The following is a 14,587-nucleotide window of genomic DNA, read 5'->3' on the forward strand; positions in this document are numbered from 1 at the left end:
TATGGACGGTCCTGGATTCCATGTCGACATCGCGGTCCTGGAGACCGCGTCGAAGAACATGCAGGATCTCTGGCACGGTCAGGACGATTTCGAGTTGCGCGGGCTGTGTGGTGAGCCGGAGCTTTACGGTCACGGCGGGGTGCACGATGCACTGGCCGACTTCTGCGGGCAATGGAGCGTAGGGCTGGATGCTCTGTGTGACCGCGCACTCGACCTCGGCGACCTGCTGGGCAAGGCCGCGCAGGCGTATCGAGCCGTCGAGCACGGCAATACGACCGCGTTGAAGGTGGATCCGGGCGCGGATGCCGTCACGCCTGATCCGCCGATGGCCGGTTACTGATGAGCGAGCTCGGCCAGACCTCGGATCCGAAAGCGTTGATCCCCGGCGATTCCGCCGCGGTCTTCGAGAATGTGCGGGTGTTGAAGGGACGTGCCAACACCGTCACGTCGGTCGGGGATGCGTTGAAGCGCATCGATACAGGCAGCTGGACGGGGCCGGCGTCGGACAAGTTTCAGGAGGACCACCAGACTGAGGTGCCGCGTTGGCTGGAGGGTTCGGATTCGTTCCGGAACGCCGCCCAGGCGCTTGAGGATTTCGCCAACACCTTGGCGTGGGCTCAAGGCCAAGCTTCGGAGGCCATTGCCAAGTGGCAGCAAGGCGACACCGCGACAGCCCAGGCGAAGGTGGCCCATGACCGAGCCGTCACCGACGCCGAGACCAAGACGCGGGCGAACCAGCAGAACGGGGACCCAACGGTGGTCCAGTCGCCGGCGTTCACTGATCCAGGCGAGGCGCAGCGGCAGGAAGCGCGGGAGATACTGGGACGGGCACGGCAGCAGCTCCAGGACGTGGGAAACGGCTGTGCGGGCACACTTCGCCTCGAAGCGTCCCTCGCACCGCAGGACTCGCAGAAGCAATCAGACGGCAACTTTTTCGGCGGCATCTGGGACACGATCTCCGGTGCGGGCGAGGGGCTGTGGACCCTGGTTTCCGATCCTGCCGAGACCGTTGTGGCGATGGCGCACAACATCACGCATCCCGTCGAGACGTTCAAGAACATCGTCGCCTGGGACGACTGGGCGCACGGGCACGGGGATCGCGCCCTGGGGAAGATGGTCGGCGGTTTGCTGCTGTTTGGCGCAGGCAAGGCCGCCAAGGACCTGATCGGCAAAGGAGAACACGCCGGCGGCGAGCACGTGCCGGATGCCAAGACCGCGAAGGTCGGCGAAGAACGGACATCGGCAATCCGCGATATTGTAACCGATAGCAGCGGAAACTTTCGAGGGGATAAGGGGAGAAGCAAGGGTGTTCGATTCGTTGACAGATCAGAGTTCGATGGCATCTTAAATGAAATGCGAACCAAGCTCGGCAGGGCGGATTCTGTGGATACGACGCCTAAGGGCACTGTTGAGGTCTGGAAAATCAGCGATGACCCTAGGGCTTATGCAACGTTTCGAACCTACAGTGGAACAGGTGGCGACACTATTGACATAAACAACGTCGACAATCTCAAAGGGGTTCGGCGGTTTCATATTTCAAGTGAGGAAAGGTAATGAGTATACCAGCCGAGTTTGCAGACGACTTTCAGTACCTTATGGAGTATGCCAGTGAAGATTGGGTGGGAATGTCGCCGGTGTCGGCTACTGCATCGGCAATGGCAGGCAAGCATCCCACGTTGGAGCAAGAAATATCTGCACTGCTTACTTTGATCGGTGAGCTCATGGATCGCGGAGCGCTTCCGGGGGATCTCATCAAGGACTATCCGGACTTTGTTCCATGGACTGGAACAAAGGAAGAAATATTGCAAAGGATCGAACGCGAGACTCGCGCTCTCGGTGATATGCCGCATTCCGGGCAGGTCACGTGGCTGCACGTGGTTGATGACAATCTTCGTGTTTAGCAGGCTGTTTAGCAGGCAGAGTCACTAGGGCGCGCATTCCAACCGCCGGGCGCGGACGGCGAACCACGCGAAGCCGCCCATGAACAGGGGCACGACGAGGAACGCGGCCGCGGCTACCAGAGGCTCCATCCGCCCGACGTTACCGTGACACCGGGCGCTCGCCCACCAAGTTCCGGGAAGGCGGCCGGGGTCAGCTGCCGATGTGGCGGCGCTGGTGTTCGGTGATGTCGGCGAACAGCTGCTTGAACCGGTCGTAGTCCGCGCGGCCGAGGCGCCGGGCGTGGCGCTGCTGGAGGTTCGCCATGATGGTGTCCGAGGCCCGCAGCTGGGCGAGGCCGCGGTCGGTGGGGCAGACCAGCTTCGCGCGGCGGTCGCGCGGGTCGGGGCGCCGGTGGACGTAGCCGAGGGCCTCCAGCTCGTCGACCAGCGTGCCGATGATCTGCTTGTGCTGCCCCGAAAGCCGGGAAAGCTCGGTCGCGCGGACGCCGCCCGGGTCGAGGTACGCGAGCACGGCGCCGTGGCGGTGGTTCAGGTCGTCGAAGCCCCGCGCGGCCAGCTCGGTGAACAGCTCCCGCTGCACCGCGAACAGCAGCCGTCCCGCCAGGACGCCCAGGTCGGGGTCCGTCGCGTTCCGCTCGGCGCGGGTGACCATCCGCTGTGCTCCCTTCACCGGCCGTCCGGTCACCTTACCGAGCGGCGCCGGCCCCTCAGCCGCCGACGTAAGCCGCCAGGTGCTCGCCGGTGAGGGTGGAGCGGCCGGCCACGAGCTCGGCCGGCGTGCCCTCGAAGACGACCCGGCCGCCGTCGTGGCCGGCGCCGGGGCCGAGGTCGATGATCCAGTCGGCGTGCGCCATCACCGCCTGGTGGTGCTCGATCACGAGCACCGACTTGCCCGCGTCGACGAGCCGGTCGAGCAGGCCGAGCAGCTGCTCGACGTCGGCGAGGTGGAGGCCGGTGGTCGGCTCGTCGAGGATGTAGACGCCGGCCTTGTCCGTCATGTGGGTGGCCAGCTTCAGCCGCTGCCGCTCGCCGCCGGACAGCGTGGTGAGCGGCTGGCCGAGGCTGAGGTAGCCGAGCCCGACGTCGGCCAGGTGGGTGAGGATCTTGTGCGCCGCCGGGGTTTTCGCCTCGCCGTCGCCGAAGAAGACGACCGCCTCGGCCACCGGCATGGCCAGCACCTCGCTGATGTCCTTGCCGCCGAAGGTGTACTCCAGCACCTCGGCCAGGAACCGCTTGCCCTCGCACACCTCACAGGTGGTGGCGACGCCGGCCATCATCGCCAGGTCGGTGTAGATGACGCCGGCGCCGTTGCAGGCGGGGCAGGCGCCTTCGGAGTTGGCGCTGAACAACGCCGGCTTCACTCCGTTGGCCTTGGCGAACGCCTTGCGGATCGGCTCGAGCAGCCCGGTGTAGGTCGCCGGGTTGCTGCGCCGCGAGCCCCGGATGGCGGTCTGGTCGACGGCCACCACGCCGTCGCCCTCCGCGACCGAGCCGTGGATCAGGGAGCTCTTGCCCGACCCGGCCACGCCGGTGATCACGGTCAGCACGCCGAGCGGGAGGTCGACGTCGACGTTCTGCAGGTTGTGGGTGTCGGCGCCGCGGACCTCCAGCACGCCGGTCGGCGTCCGCACTGACGGCTTCAGCGAGGCTCGGTCGTCCAGGTGCCGCCCGGTCAGCGTGCCGCTGGCCCGCAGCCCGTCGACGGTGCCCTCGAACACCACCTCGCCGCCGCCCGCGCCCGCGCCGGGGCCGAGGTCGACGATGTGGTCGGCGATCGCGATCGCCTCCGGCTTGTGCTCGACGACCAGCACGGTGTTGCCCTTGTCCCGCAGCTGCAGCAGCAGGTTGTTCATCCGCTCGATGTCGTGCGGGTGCAGCCCGATCGTCGGCTCGTCGAACACGTAGGTGACGTCGGTGAGCGCCGAACCGAGGTGGCGGATCATCTTGGTGCGCTGCGCTTCGCCGCCCGAGAGCGTGCCCGCCGGGCGGTCGAGGCTGAGGTAGCCCAGCCCGATCTCGGTGAACGAGTCCAGGGTGTGGCGCAGCGAGCCCAGCAGCGGCGCGACGGACGGCTCGTCCAGCTTCCGCACCCACTCGGCCAGGTCGCTGATCTGCATCGCGCACGCGTCCGCGATGTTGGTGCCGTTGATCTTCGACGACCGGGCGAGCTCGCTGAGCCGGGTGCCGTCGCACTCGGGGCAGACGGTGAACGTGACCGCCCGCTCCACGAACGCGCGGATGTGCGGCTGGAGGGAGTCGACGTCCTTGGACAGCATCGACTTCTGCAGTTTCGGGATCAGGCCTTCGTAGGTCAGGTTGATCCCGTCGACCTTGATCTTGGTCGGCTCCTTGTAGAGCAGGTCCTGCAGCTGCCGCTTGGTGAACTTGCGGATCGGCTTGTCCATGTCGAAGAAGCCGGAGCCGCCGAAGATCCGGCCGTACCAGCCGTCCATGCTGTAGCCGGGGACGCTGAGCGCGCCCTCGCTGAGCGACTTGCTCTCGTCGTAGATCTGGGTCAGGTCGATGTCGTTGACCGAGCCGCGGCCCTCGCAGCGCGGGCACATGCCGCCGACGATGCTGAAGCTGCGGCGTTCCTTCGTGCTCCGCCCGCCGCGCTCCACGGTGACGGCGCCCGCCCCGCTGATCGACGCGACGTTGAAGGAGAACGCCTGGGACGAGCCGATGTGCGGGGTGCCGAGCCGGCTGAAGAGGATGCGCAGCATCGCGTTCGCGTCGGTGGCGGTGCCGACGGTGGAGCGCGGGTCGGCGCCCATGCGCTGCTGGTCGACGATGATCGCCGTGGTCAGCCCTTCGAGGACGTCGACGTCGGGCCGCGCCAGCGTCGGCATGAAGCCCTGCACGAACGCGCTGTAGGTCTCGTTGATCATCCGCTGCGACTCCGCGGCGATCGTGCTGAACACCAGTGAGCTCTTGCCCGAGCCGGAGACGCCGGTGAACACCGTCAGCCGCCGCTTCGGGAGCACGACGCTGACGTCCTTGAGGTTGTTCACCCGGGCGCCGTGCACGCGGATCAGGTCGTGGCGGTCGGCCTCGTGCGGCGCCGGGCCCGTCCTGGTGGTCTTGCTCATCGGTGTCTCCGTCTCTTTCCTCGGGCGGGCGCGGGTCGCCTCGGCCGATCTAACCAGGTCCGGGCGCCGCGCCCGGTGCTCAGCTGTCCTGGAGCAGCCCGAGCACGTTGCCGTCGGGGTCGGTGAAGGTGGCCACCCGGCGGCCGCCGCCGACTTCGCGCGGGGCGTCCTGCACGGTGGCGCCCGCGGCGGTCAGCTCGGCCAGCTTCGCCTCGATGTCGGGCACCTCCCAGTAGGCCACCGGCGACGTCATGCTCTGCGGCCCGCCCTTCGGCACGAGCCCGATGTGCTGGCCCCCGGCCTCGAAGCCGACGTAGTAGGGCGAGTCGGCCTGCGGCTCGACGCCGAGCAGCACGGCGTACACCGCCTTGGCCTTCGCCAGGTCGGAAACGGGGTGCAGCACGGTCTTGATGCCGGGGGTGGCGGTCATGGTCGCTCCTGAAGTCGTGGACTGGCTTGCTTCCCCCACGCTAGGTGGGGCCAGGGGCCAGCGCTTCTCGATTCCTGACCGGTTCACCCGGGCCGGGAAAGCGCGCAGGTCGTGCCCTGGCTCTTCCCGGGTCCTGCTCGTTTGTCAGGTCTGCGGACAGCTTCCCGGGCGGTGCTGGACAGCGCCCGACGCCCGCTGCGATCCTGTAAGCAACTTTTCCAACGTTGTAAAAACGCGGGGCACGGGTGTCCCGGGACGGAGTCAGCGGTGAAGACGAGCACCGTACGGCGGCTCATCCGGTCACTCAGAAGGAAGATCGCGGTGGTCGCCGCGGTGGGGATCGCCGTGACCGCGGCACCGGCCCTCGCGGACCAGGCGCTCGCGGACCCGGCCGCGGCGCAGCTCGCGGCGGCGACGGTCCGGGCCGGGGACGCGCGGTTCCAGGTCCTCTCCCCGACGCTGATCCGGACCGAGTACGCCGCCGACGGCCGGTTCACCGATCAGCCGACGTTCAACGCCATCGGCCGCGGCGCTTTCCGGCCGCCGCCGTACACGGCCCGCGTCACCGGCCAGGTACTCACTATCAGCACCAGCGCGCTGACTCTTTCGTACGACCTGGGCTCCGGCCCGTTCGCCGCGCGGAACCTCAGCGTGCGGCTGAAGGCCGGCGCCGAGCCGGTGACCGCCGCTCCGTGGCAGCACCTGACCTGCCCCGCCGGCGCGCTGTGCGAGGCGGAGGACCTGGCCTACAGCGGGGTGGGCATCGCGACCGACCACTCCGGTTACGGCGGCAGCGGGTTCCTGGCCGGGTTCCAGGGGCAGGGGAGCCGGGCCTCGGCGGACGTCGACGTCGCGACCGCCGGCTCGTACCGGTTCGCCCTGCGGTATGCGAACGCCGTCGCCGGAGACGGCCAGCACACGACGCGCACGCTCTCGTTGTCCGTCGACGGCGGGGCGAACCGGACGGTGAGCCTGCCGCCCACCGACACCTGGGACACCTGGTCGCTCGCCGGTGCGGACCTGACGCTCGGCGCCGGCCGCCACACGATCACGCTGGCTCGCACCGCCGCCGACTCCGGCAACGTGAACGTCGACAGCGTCGCGCTGACGGCCCCGGGCGCGCCGTACCCGTCCGCCGCCGCGCGGGCGGTCACCGACTGTCCATTCGGGACTTCCTGCGAGGCCGAGGCGGGGCGTCCGGCCGGGTCGGCGAGCCGCGCGACCGATCACCAGGGCTTCTCCGGCAACGGTTTCCTCGCCGAGCTGAACCAGGGGGCGGGCCTGACCGAGCCGGTGGTGAACGTGCCCGCGGACGGCACGTACGCGCTCCAAGTCCGCTACGCCAACGGCCTCGGCGGCGACGGCCTCCACCAGGACCGGACTGCGACGGTCTCGGCCGGCGGCACGACGCGCCCGCTGACCCTGCCCGCCACCAAGGACTGGGACACCTGGGCCACCGCCTCGGTAGCGGTCCCGCTCAAGGCCGGCGCGAACGACGTCACGCTCGGCTGCCCGGACGCCGTCTCCTGCCACGTCAACCTCGACACCGTCTCCGTCACGGCGGCCGGCGCGCCCGCTCCGGCGCCGCACCTGGCGCTCGGCGGCTACCGCCGCGGCCTCGACGGGTTCAACGGCGACAACGGCGCCCCGGGCACCACCCCGGGCCTGCTGAACCGCGACGGCTGGTACCTGCTGGACGACACCGCTTCCGCGCTGTACGACCTGGGCACCCGTAAGGTCACCCCGCGGCCTGGCCTCGGCGCCAAGTCCTATCAGGACGGTTACCTGTTCGGTTACGGTCACGACTACCAGCGCGGCCTCGGCGACCTCGCCACCCTCACCGGCCCGCCGGAGCTGCTGCCACGCTGGGCCTACGGCGTCTGGTACTCCGAGTACTTCGACCGCACCGCGGCCGACTACCGCGACACCATCCTGCCGCGGTTCCGCGCCGAGGGCGTGCCGCTCGACGTGCTGGTCACCGACACCGACTTCAAGGCGCCCGACACCTGGGACGGCTGGTCGATGGACCGCACGAAGTTCCCCGACCCCCAGGGGTTCTTCGACTGGTCGGCGGCCCAGGGGCTGCACAACACGCTGAACATCCACCCCAGCATCCGCCGCTCCGACCCGAAGTTCGCGCAGGCGCAGGCCACCGCGAAGGGCAAGCTGCAGCCCTGTTCCGCGGGCGACAAGGATTGTTACGCCTTCGACTGGGGCGACCCGGACCAGCTCAAGGCCTACCTGGACCTGCACCGGGAGATGACGGACCAGGGCAACGACTTCTGGTGGCTGGACTGGTGCTGTGACCCGTCGCAGTCCTCTTTGGACGGCGTCACCCCGGACGCGTGGATCAACCAGCAGTACGCCACCGAAGCCGACAAGACGGTCGGCCGAGGGTTCGTCATCTCCCGGGCGTACGGCTCGCTGCAGGCCGGCGGCTACGGCAACCCGGGCGCCGTGCCCACCGGGCCGTGGGCGGACAAGCGCAGCACCATCCACTTCACCGGCGACACCTCGTCGACCTGGGGGACGCTGAAGGCCGAGGTCGGCTACACGCCGGGGGAGGCGGTGGCCACCGGGATGTCCGCGATCAGCCACGACATCGGCGGCCACATCGACACCACCGGCCTGCAGGGCTCCGAGACCTACGTCAGCGGCGGGAAGACCGTGCATTCGAACAAGCTGCCCGACGACATGTACGCGCGCTGGGTCCAGCTCGGCACGTTCCAGCCGGTGGACCGCTTGCACAGCAACCACAGCGACCGGCTGCCCTGGCAGTACGGGCCGGAGGCGAAAGCGTCGGCGGAGAAGTTCCTGAACCTGCGCGAAAACCTGGTCCCGTACACCTACACCCTGGCGCAGCAGGCCGCCGCGACCGGCGTGCCCGTGGTCCGGCCGGCCTACCTCCAGTACCCGGAGGAGGCGAACGCCTACACCACCGCGGGCAGCGAGTACCTGTACGGCCCGGACATGCTGGTCGCGCCGGTGACCACACCGGGCTCGACGGCGACCACGCCGGTCTGGTTCCCGCCGGGGCAGTGGACGGACTACTTCACCGGCCGCACCTACGCGGGCGGCACCACGCAGAACGTGACCACCGACCTCGGCTCGATGCCGGTGTTCGTCCGCGCGGGCGGGATCGTGGCGACCCGGACCGCGCCCGTCACGAACGACGTCCAGAACCCGCTCGACCGCGTCACGCTGACGGTGGCGAGCGGCGCGCCCGGCGCGTTCACGCTGTACGAGGACAACGGCACGAACGCCGGGCGGAGCGCGACCACGGGGGTGCACGCGAGCGGGCACAGCGTCCGGATCGACGGGGCCCGCGGATCGTTCGAGGGGCAGCCGAAGAGTCGCGTGTGGACGGTCTCGGTGCTGGGGGCCACGGCCCCGGCCCAGGTGACCGCGGACGGCCGGAAACTGCCGGCGTCCGCGTGGCACTGGGACGCCGCGACGCACACGCTGACGGTGGAGCTGCCTCGGCGGGACGTTCGCTCGCCGGTGACGGTGGGGTACTAGAGCAACCGTCGTTGCAGGACGTCGGCGAGGACCGCGGTCACGACCTTGCCGACGTCCTCCTGCTGGGTGCCGGCTGGTCGGGTGCTGTCCGGCTGGGTGCGGCCAGCGAACAGCAGGTGCCCGGCGCCGATCAGCGCGAGCGCCAGGGACGCGGTGTCGGCGTCGGCGGCGATGCGGCCCAGTTCGCTCTCGTCGGTGAGGTACGCGGCGAGCATGGCGCTCGCTTCGGTGAGGACCGGGATGCCGTAGGCCGGGCCGGTCGCGCGCAGCCGGGCGCGCAGCTCGTCGCGGAAGATGACCAGGCTGACGATCGCCACCGCGATCGGGTCGAACAGCTCCGTCACCGCGTCGGCGACGTTGCCGGCGACGCTGCCGATCCCGGCCGACGCGCGCAGGAGCGCGGCCTGGTCGTCGATCCGGGCGGCGCGGTCGCGCACGAGCTCGGCGAGGAAGGCGTCGAAGTCGGGGAAGTGCCGGTGGAGGACGCCCTTGGCGACGCCCGCCTCGTCGGTCACCGCCCGGCTGGTCAGCGCACCCGGCCCGTCGCGCAGCAGAACTCGTTCCGCGGCAACGAAAAGCTGCCGGCGCGCGTCGCGGATGTGGATGCCGGTCGGCACTGGTCTGGCCTCCGCCTTGGTTAAGTGGGCAGGTGCCCACTATGGTGGGCGCATGCCCACTTTACCGGAGCGTCCCCAGCCCTCGGCCGAGTCCCACCAGCAACGCGGGATGGCCGAGTCGTTCGGCGTGGATCCCGGGCGATACGACCGGGCGCGGCCCCGGTATCCCGACGCGCTGGTGCGGCGGATCGTGGCCGGCAGCCCCGGCCGCGCCGTGCTGGACGTCGGCTGCGGCACCGGCATCGGGGCCCGGCAGTTCCAGGCCGCCGGCTGCACGGTGCTCGGCGTCGACCCGGACGCGCGGATGGCGGAGTTCGCGCGGGGGAGCGGGGTCGAGGTCGAGGTGGCGACGTTCGAGGCGTGGGAGCCGGGCGGGCGGACGTTCGACGCGGTGGTCGCCGGGCAGGCGTGGCACTGGGTGGACCCGGTCGCGGGCGCGGCCAAGGCGGCGCGGGTCCTGCGGCCCGGCGGCCGGCTGGCGGTGTTCGGGCACGTGTTCGCGGCCCCGCCGGAGGTCGAGGCGGCCTTCGCCGAGGTCTACCGGCGGCTGGTGCCGGACTCGCCGCTGAACTCCGCGCCGGCCCGGACCCCGATGGAGATCTACCAGGCGATGTTCGCCCATGCCGCCGAGGGTTTCCGCGAGGCGGGCGGCTTCGGCGAACCGGAGCAGTGGCGGTTCGACTGGGAGCAGTCCTACACCCGTGACGCGTGGCTCGACCACCTGCCCACCACCGGCGTCCTCACCCGCCTCCCGCCACCCGAGCTGGCCGAGGTGCTGCACCACGTCGGCGCCGCCATCGACAACCTCGGCGGCAGCTTCACCATGCCGTACACCACCCTCGCCGCGACAGCGGTGCGGAACGGGCTGTCAGCGGCGAGCTGAGCTGGCGATTCAGCATAGGTCGACGGACGCGTCGCGGCCGACGCGGTTCCGGCCAGTCCCAAGCTTGCCAGTGCGGCCACGGCGGTTCCGTTTGTCCGTCAAGGACTCCTTACCTGCGTGGGACGCGGGTAAGGAGTCCTTGACGGATCCTGGGGCAGCGAGTCAGGCGCCCGGCCCAGCGGGGTCAAGGCCGGAGATCCGCCGCGTGCTGGCGATCAGCGCGTCGGTCGTCCGGCTCGCCCAGTCGAGGATCGCGCGGGTCTCCGTGTCGTCGTAGCGGGCCATGATCGTGCCCAGGTCCTCGACGAACGGGCCGAACGCGGTCGCCATCAGCGCGTCCATCCGCTCGTTCGGGAGCAGCTGCACGACGACCTTGCGGCGGTCGTGCGGGTCGGGGGCGCGCCGCACGTAGCCGGCCTTGGCCAGCCGGTCGAGCATCCGGGTGACCGCCCCCGTGGTGAGCCCGGTGTGCTCGCCGACCGCCCCCGCCGTGACCGGGCCGAGCCGTTGCAGCAGGTCCAGGCACTTGCGCTCGACCGCGCTGAGCCCCAGCAGCCGGCCGACGGCCTCGTGGAACACGACGATCGCCGTGGCGAAGTCGCGACCCAGCAGCTGTGCGTTCGCCGCCTGGTCGCCGGGGTCGGCTTGCGTCATGGGCCCACCGTACCTTACCGTTGCATTCTCTTAGTAGCCGTAATAATGATGCGTGCAGGGATCGGGGGAGCGAGATGCGAGTGGTCGTGGAGGTGTCCGATGCCTGAGGTCAGCGCGGGCCGCAAGGCGGCGTACGTGGGCTTGATGATCCTGAACGCCGCGGTCGACCTGCTGCTGCCGACGGTGGTGCTGGTCGCGCTCGCGCCGACCGGGTTGTCCGCCGCGGTGCTGCTGTCCATCGGCGGAACCCTGTTGGGGGGCAAGGCGATCGGCGGCCAGACCGGGTTCGGCGGGTTCCGCCGGCGGCTCGCGCTGGTCGCGGGGCTCGTCCCCACGGCGGCGATCGTCGGGTGTCACGTCGCCGGTCTCGGCGACGTGCCCAGCATGGTGGCGGGGGCGGTCGTCCTGGGGGCGATCGTGCTCGCCGACGTGTGGCGCGGGCGGCGCGGCGACCGCGCCGAGGGCGGGATCGACGTGTTCGCCCTGGTCGTGCTGGCCGAGGTCCTGACCGGCGTGGTGCTCACCTCGATCAGCGGCGACGCGCGTTTCGTCCTGGCGCGGATCTCGCTGTACCTGACCGTCGGCGGCCTGGTGATCCTGGCGTCGGCGTGGGCCGAGCGGCCGTTGATGCGCACCGCGCTCAAACCCGTTGCGGCCAAAGGGGAACCGGCCCGGGCCGAGGCGTTCGAGCGGGCCTGGGCGAACTCGCGGCGGTTCCGCGCGCTGTACCGGGGGATGACCGCCGGGCTGGGCGGGGTGCTGATCCTCGACGCCGTCGTGCGCGTGGTGATCATCTACAGCCAGCCGGCGGACGCCATCGTCGAGTCGTCGCTCACCTCGCAGCTCCCGCTGGTGATCCTGATCGTCGTGTGGTTCGCGGCGGGCCGCGGCCTCGCCGTGCCCCGCGCCGAGCGGATCCTGGAGGCCGAGCTGGCGAACGCCCCCGAGCCCGAAACCGCCGCGGCCCGCCCGGCGGACTAAGCGGGGATCGGGACCGGTTCCGCGGCTGGAGGGCAAGCTCGCGCCAGTCGCGAAGGAACTCGACGACTGGCGCGAGCCGGCCCTGTCCACCGGCTTCCCACCCGTGTGACTACGAAACCAGCGTCCAGCGCTGGAAGCCGCCGCCGGCCCGCTGGGTGACCGGCGCGCCGTCGGTGGCGGAGGCGGTGGTCAGCAGCAGCCCGCTCTTGGCCGAGGCGAACGTGTAGCCGCCGCCCTGGTTCGTGGCAGTCCAATGCTGGTTGGTGCCACCGGTGCAGGGCCACTGGATGACCGCGGCGCCCGAGGCGGTGGAACCAGCTTCGACGTCCGCGCACAGGCCGGATTCACGGTTGCGCAGCTCGTAGGAGCCGTCGGGCTGCCGGGTGAAGGCCCACTGCTGGTTGGCGCCGCCGTTGGCGGTCCAGGTGACCAGCCGGGTGCCGGCCGCGGTGCTGTGGCCGGGGACGTCGAGCGCCTTGCCGCCGATGGTCAGCACGTGCGTGCCGTCGAGCCCGGCGTTGCCGGCCGCGGTGATCGAAAGCGTCTGCTGGGACGCGGTGCGCGCGCCGCCGACCGGGCTTCCCGTCCGGTCGGTCCAGTACCGGGCCGGCGTGGTCTCGCTGAGCCGGCCGGACGCGCCGGAGAGGCCGAGCACCAAGCCGCTGTACCGGTTGACCAGCCGGTACGTGCCGTTCGCGGAGTGGATGACAAACCACTGCTGGCCGACGCTCGGGCCCCCGCTGCCGGCCGCGGTGACCGTCGGCGCGGTGCCCCACGCCCGGGTGCCCGGCGAGGCGGTGCCGACGCCGAGCAGCCCGCCGCTGGAGGCGTTGGTGATCCGGTACGAGCCGTCGCCGTTGGCCGCGAACGACCAGGCCGCGGAGCCGCTGCCGGAAGCCAGCGAGGTGGTCGCGGAGCCGCCCGGGACCTGGGCGAGCACCCGGCCGTCACCGTTGGCGATCCGGTACGCCTTCGCCGGGTCGAACGGCGACGCCGCGGGGTGGGCGCTGTCGACGGTGAGGTCGAAGTACGTGCCGGAAGCGTCCGCGGGGCAGCCGAACGCGCAGTAGGACCGGAAGTTCTTGCCGACGATGGACGAGCTGGTCTTGTTGGCACTGTCCAGGAACCAGCGGTACCACGACGCGTCGGTGTGGCTGCCGGTGTCGCCGGCCAGCCGCCACTTCTGCGTGGCGAGGTTGTCGGTGACGTAGAACTGCTGCGGCGCCTTGCCACTCTGGTCGACCGCCTGCGGCTCGCCGATGTACAGCCCGAGGTAGGCGTTGTAGGCGACGTCCATGACGAACAGCGGTGACGTCGGCGGCGTCTTGCCCGCGGCGACCTGTTCGGTGGTGGTCCCGGTGTTCGCCGGGTTGTACTCCTTCGACGCGGGCGTGTAGCCGGTCTGGTTGGTGCCGTCGACCGGCACCATGTTGCTCTCCCGCCCGCCGACGCCGGGCTCGGACCACTTGCCGTCGTACCACTTCTGCCAGCCGCCCGGCGCCATCTTGCCGGCGATCGGCGCCCGCGCGACGTGCTCGTAGAACGCCTTCCAGCCGCCGTTCTTGTCCACCACGCGCGAGCCGTAGTAGACGTAGAAGTAGCCCGAGGCGGTGTCCACCAGCAGCCGCTGGTCGCCGTCGCCGTAGTAGTACGTCTGCTGCGGGAAGGCGGCGGTGTCCCCGCGCCGGGTGCTGTACGGCGTCGTGATCACGTGCGCCTTGATGGCCCAGGTATGGCCGCCGTCCTTCGAGACCGCGTAGTCGATGGCGTCGTAGTGCAGGCCGTCGCCGAAGGGCTGCGGGGTGAACTCGTTGTGCACCAAGCCGTACCAGTCGCCGGTGTCCGGGTCGACCCAGACGCCGGACAGGTCGCAGAAGTTCTTCTGCGAGTAGCCGGAGCCGGCCGGCGGGGCGGTGGCCTCCTTGCCGGTGGGGCTGGTGTTGCACCGCCAGGTCGTGTCGTTGTTCTTGTCGCGGGAGTCGGCGGGGTTCACCGCGTCGCTCAGCTCGCTCGACTTCGTCGCGGAGTCGAAGTCCTTGCCGGTGTAGAACTCCCACTCCCGCGGGGCGTCCGCGCCGTAGTCGGCGGCGGACTGCTGGAAGTAGAAGGTGCCGTCCTTGTCGATATAGCCGCTCGCCGGGGTGTCGGTCGGGGTGGCGTAGGTACCGGTGCCGTTGACCGTGACGGTGTAGCCATCGGTCGGTGACGTCGCAGCCGCCGACGCGGATGCCGGGGCCAGCCCAGCGCACAGGGCCAGCCCGGTGAGCGCGACGGCGACTCTCCGGCCGGTCCCACGGGACCTGGGGTACGAGACGGGCATGACTCCTCATTCCTGCCGGGCGCCGGCCGACGCGGCTGGGGGACCTGGATGAGCGTTGATGTCGGAAAACTGGCCATAACAAACAAGATCAATCACATTTGGTGTGCAGTGATGATGCACTCCGGCGTATTTCACTGTCAACGGACGGCCGTCGTATAACGCCCTATACGTCCGCCCGCTGGGCGGTTCTGCG

At 70.3% G+C, this 14,587-nt stretch carries 12 protein-coding genes; 6 read left to right on the top strand and 6 right to left on the bottom strand.

Annotation, left to right across the window (positions count from 1 at the left end; translation table 11 throughout):
* The first annotated feature begins 1 nt into the window (after window position 1).
* The 3 genes from OG943_RS06655 to OG943_RS06665 are packed head-to-tail and all read left to right on the top strand — an operon-like array spanning window position 2 to window position 1,901.
* Window positions 2-340: a hypothetical protein gene (locus tag OG943_RS06655; RefSeq protein ID WP_328608797.1), complete on the top strand. Its 339-nt coding sequence runs from the start codon at window positions 2-4 to the stop codon at window positions 338-340.
* Complete coding sequence (locus OG943_RS06660) at window positions 340-1,554, top strand: putative T7SS-secreted protein (protein ID WP_328608798.1); 1,215 nt, start codon at window positions 340-342, stop codon at window positions 1,552-1,554. Before OG943_RS06655 ends, OG943_RS06660 begins: the two co-directional genes overlap by 1 nt.
* Window positions 1,554-1,901, top strand: a complete 348-nt coding sequence (locus OG943_RS06665; protein ID WP_328608799.1) for a hypothetical protein — start codon at window positions 1,554-1,556, stop codon at window positions 1,899-1,901. Before OG943_RS06660 ends, OG943_RS06665 begins: the two co-directional genes overlap by 1 nt.
* 190 nt (window positions 1,902-2,091) lie before the next feature.
* Here the strand turns inward: OG943_RS06665 and OG943_RS06670 are convergent, their stop codons facing one another.
* From OG943_RS06670 to OG943_RS06680, 3 genes are all read right to left on the bottom strand, one after another.
* Window positions 2,092-2,571: a MarR family winged helix-turn-helix transcriptional regulator gene (locus tag OG943_RS06670; protein WP_328608800.1), complete on the bottom strand. Its 480-nt coding sequence runs from the start codon at window positions 2,569-2,571 to the stop codon at window positions 2,092-2,094.
* 37 nt (window positions 2,572-2,608) lie between these two features.
* Window positions 2,609-4,990 (bottom strand): excinuclease ABC subunit UvrA, encoded by a 2,382-nt coding sequence (locus OG943_RS06675; protein WP_328608801.1) that lies wholly within the window; start codon window positions 4,988-4,990, stop codon window positions 2,609-2,611.
* A gap of 79 nt (window positions 4,991-5,069) precedes the next feature.
* The gene (locus OG943_RS06680; RefSeq protein WP_328608802.1) at window positions 5,070-5,420 is read right to left on the bottom strand and encodes a VOC family protein; all 351 of its coding nucleotides are present in this window, start codon (window positions 5,418-5,420) and stop codon (window positions 5,070-5,072) included.
* Between the two features lie 267 nt (window positions 5,421-5,687).
* On the opposite strand from OG943_RS06680, the gene OG943_RS06685 reads away from it, so the two are divergent.
* On the top strand, window positions 5,688-8,939 hold the full coding sequence (locus tag OG943_RS06685) for a TIM-barrel domain-containing protein (RefSeq protein WP_328608803.1): 3,252 nt from the start codon (window positions 5,688-5,690) through the stop codon (window positions 8,937-8,939).
* Here OG943_RS06685 and OG943_RS06690 read toward each other — a convergent pair.
* Entirely contained in the window at window positions 8,936-9,556 is a 621-nt protein-coding gene (locus OG943_RS06690) for a TetR/AcrR family transcriptional regulator (protein WP_328608804.1), read from the bottom strand. The genes OG943_RS06685 and OG943_RS06690 overlap by 4 nt on opposite strands.
* A 109-nt stretch (window positions 9,557-9,665) precedes the next feature.
* Between OG943_RS06690 and OG943_RS06695 the strand changes: the two genes are divergently transcribed.
* On the top strand, window positions 9,666-10,439 hold the full coding sequence (locus tag OG943_RS06695) for a class I SAM-dependent methyltransferase (RefSeq protein WP_328612019.1): 774 nt from the start codon (window positions 9,666-9,668) through the stop codon (window positions 10,437-10,439).
* 162 nt (window positions 10,440-10,601) lie between these two features.
* On the opposite strand, the gene OG943_RS06700 is transcribed toward OG943_RS06695, so the two are convergent.
* Window positions 10,602-11,093, bottom strand: a complete 492-nt coding sequence (locus OG943_RS06700; protein WP_328608805.1) for a MarR family winged helix-turn-helix transcriptional regulator — start codon at window positions 11,091-11,093, stop codon at window positions 10,602-10,604.
* A gap of 99 nt (window positions 11,094-11,192) precedes the next feature.
* Between OG943_RS06700 and OG943_RS06705 the strand changes: the two genes are divergently transcribed.
* Entirely contained in the window at window positions 11,193-12,074 is an 882-nt protein-coding gene (locus tag OG943_RS06705) for a VC0807 family protein (protein WP_328608806.1), read from the top strand.
* A 109-nt stretch (window positions 12,075-12,183) separates the two neighbouring features.
* On the opposite strand, the gene OG943_RS06710 is transcribed toward OG943_RS06705, so the two are convergent.
* Window positions 12,184-14,394: an RICIN domain-containing protein gene (locus tag OG943_RS06710; protein WP_328608807.1), complete on the bottom strand. Its 2,211-nt coding sequence runs from the start codon at window positions 14,392-14,394 to the stop codon at window positions 12,184-12,186.
* Window positions 14,395-14,587 lie beyond the last annotated feature (193 nt).

This window comes from Amycolatopsis sp. NBC_00345 (assembly GCF_036116635.1).
Taxonomy (GTDB): domain Bacteria; phylum Actinomycetota; class Actinomycetes; order Mycobacteriales; family Pseudonocardiaceae; genus Amycolatopsis.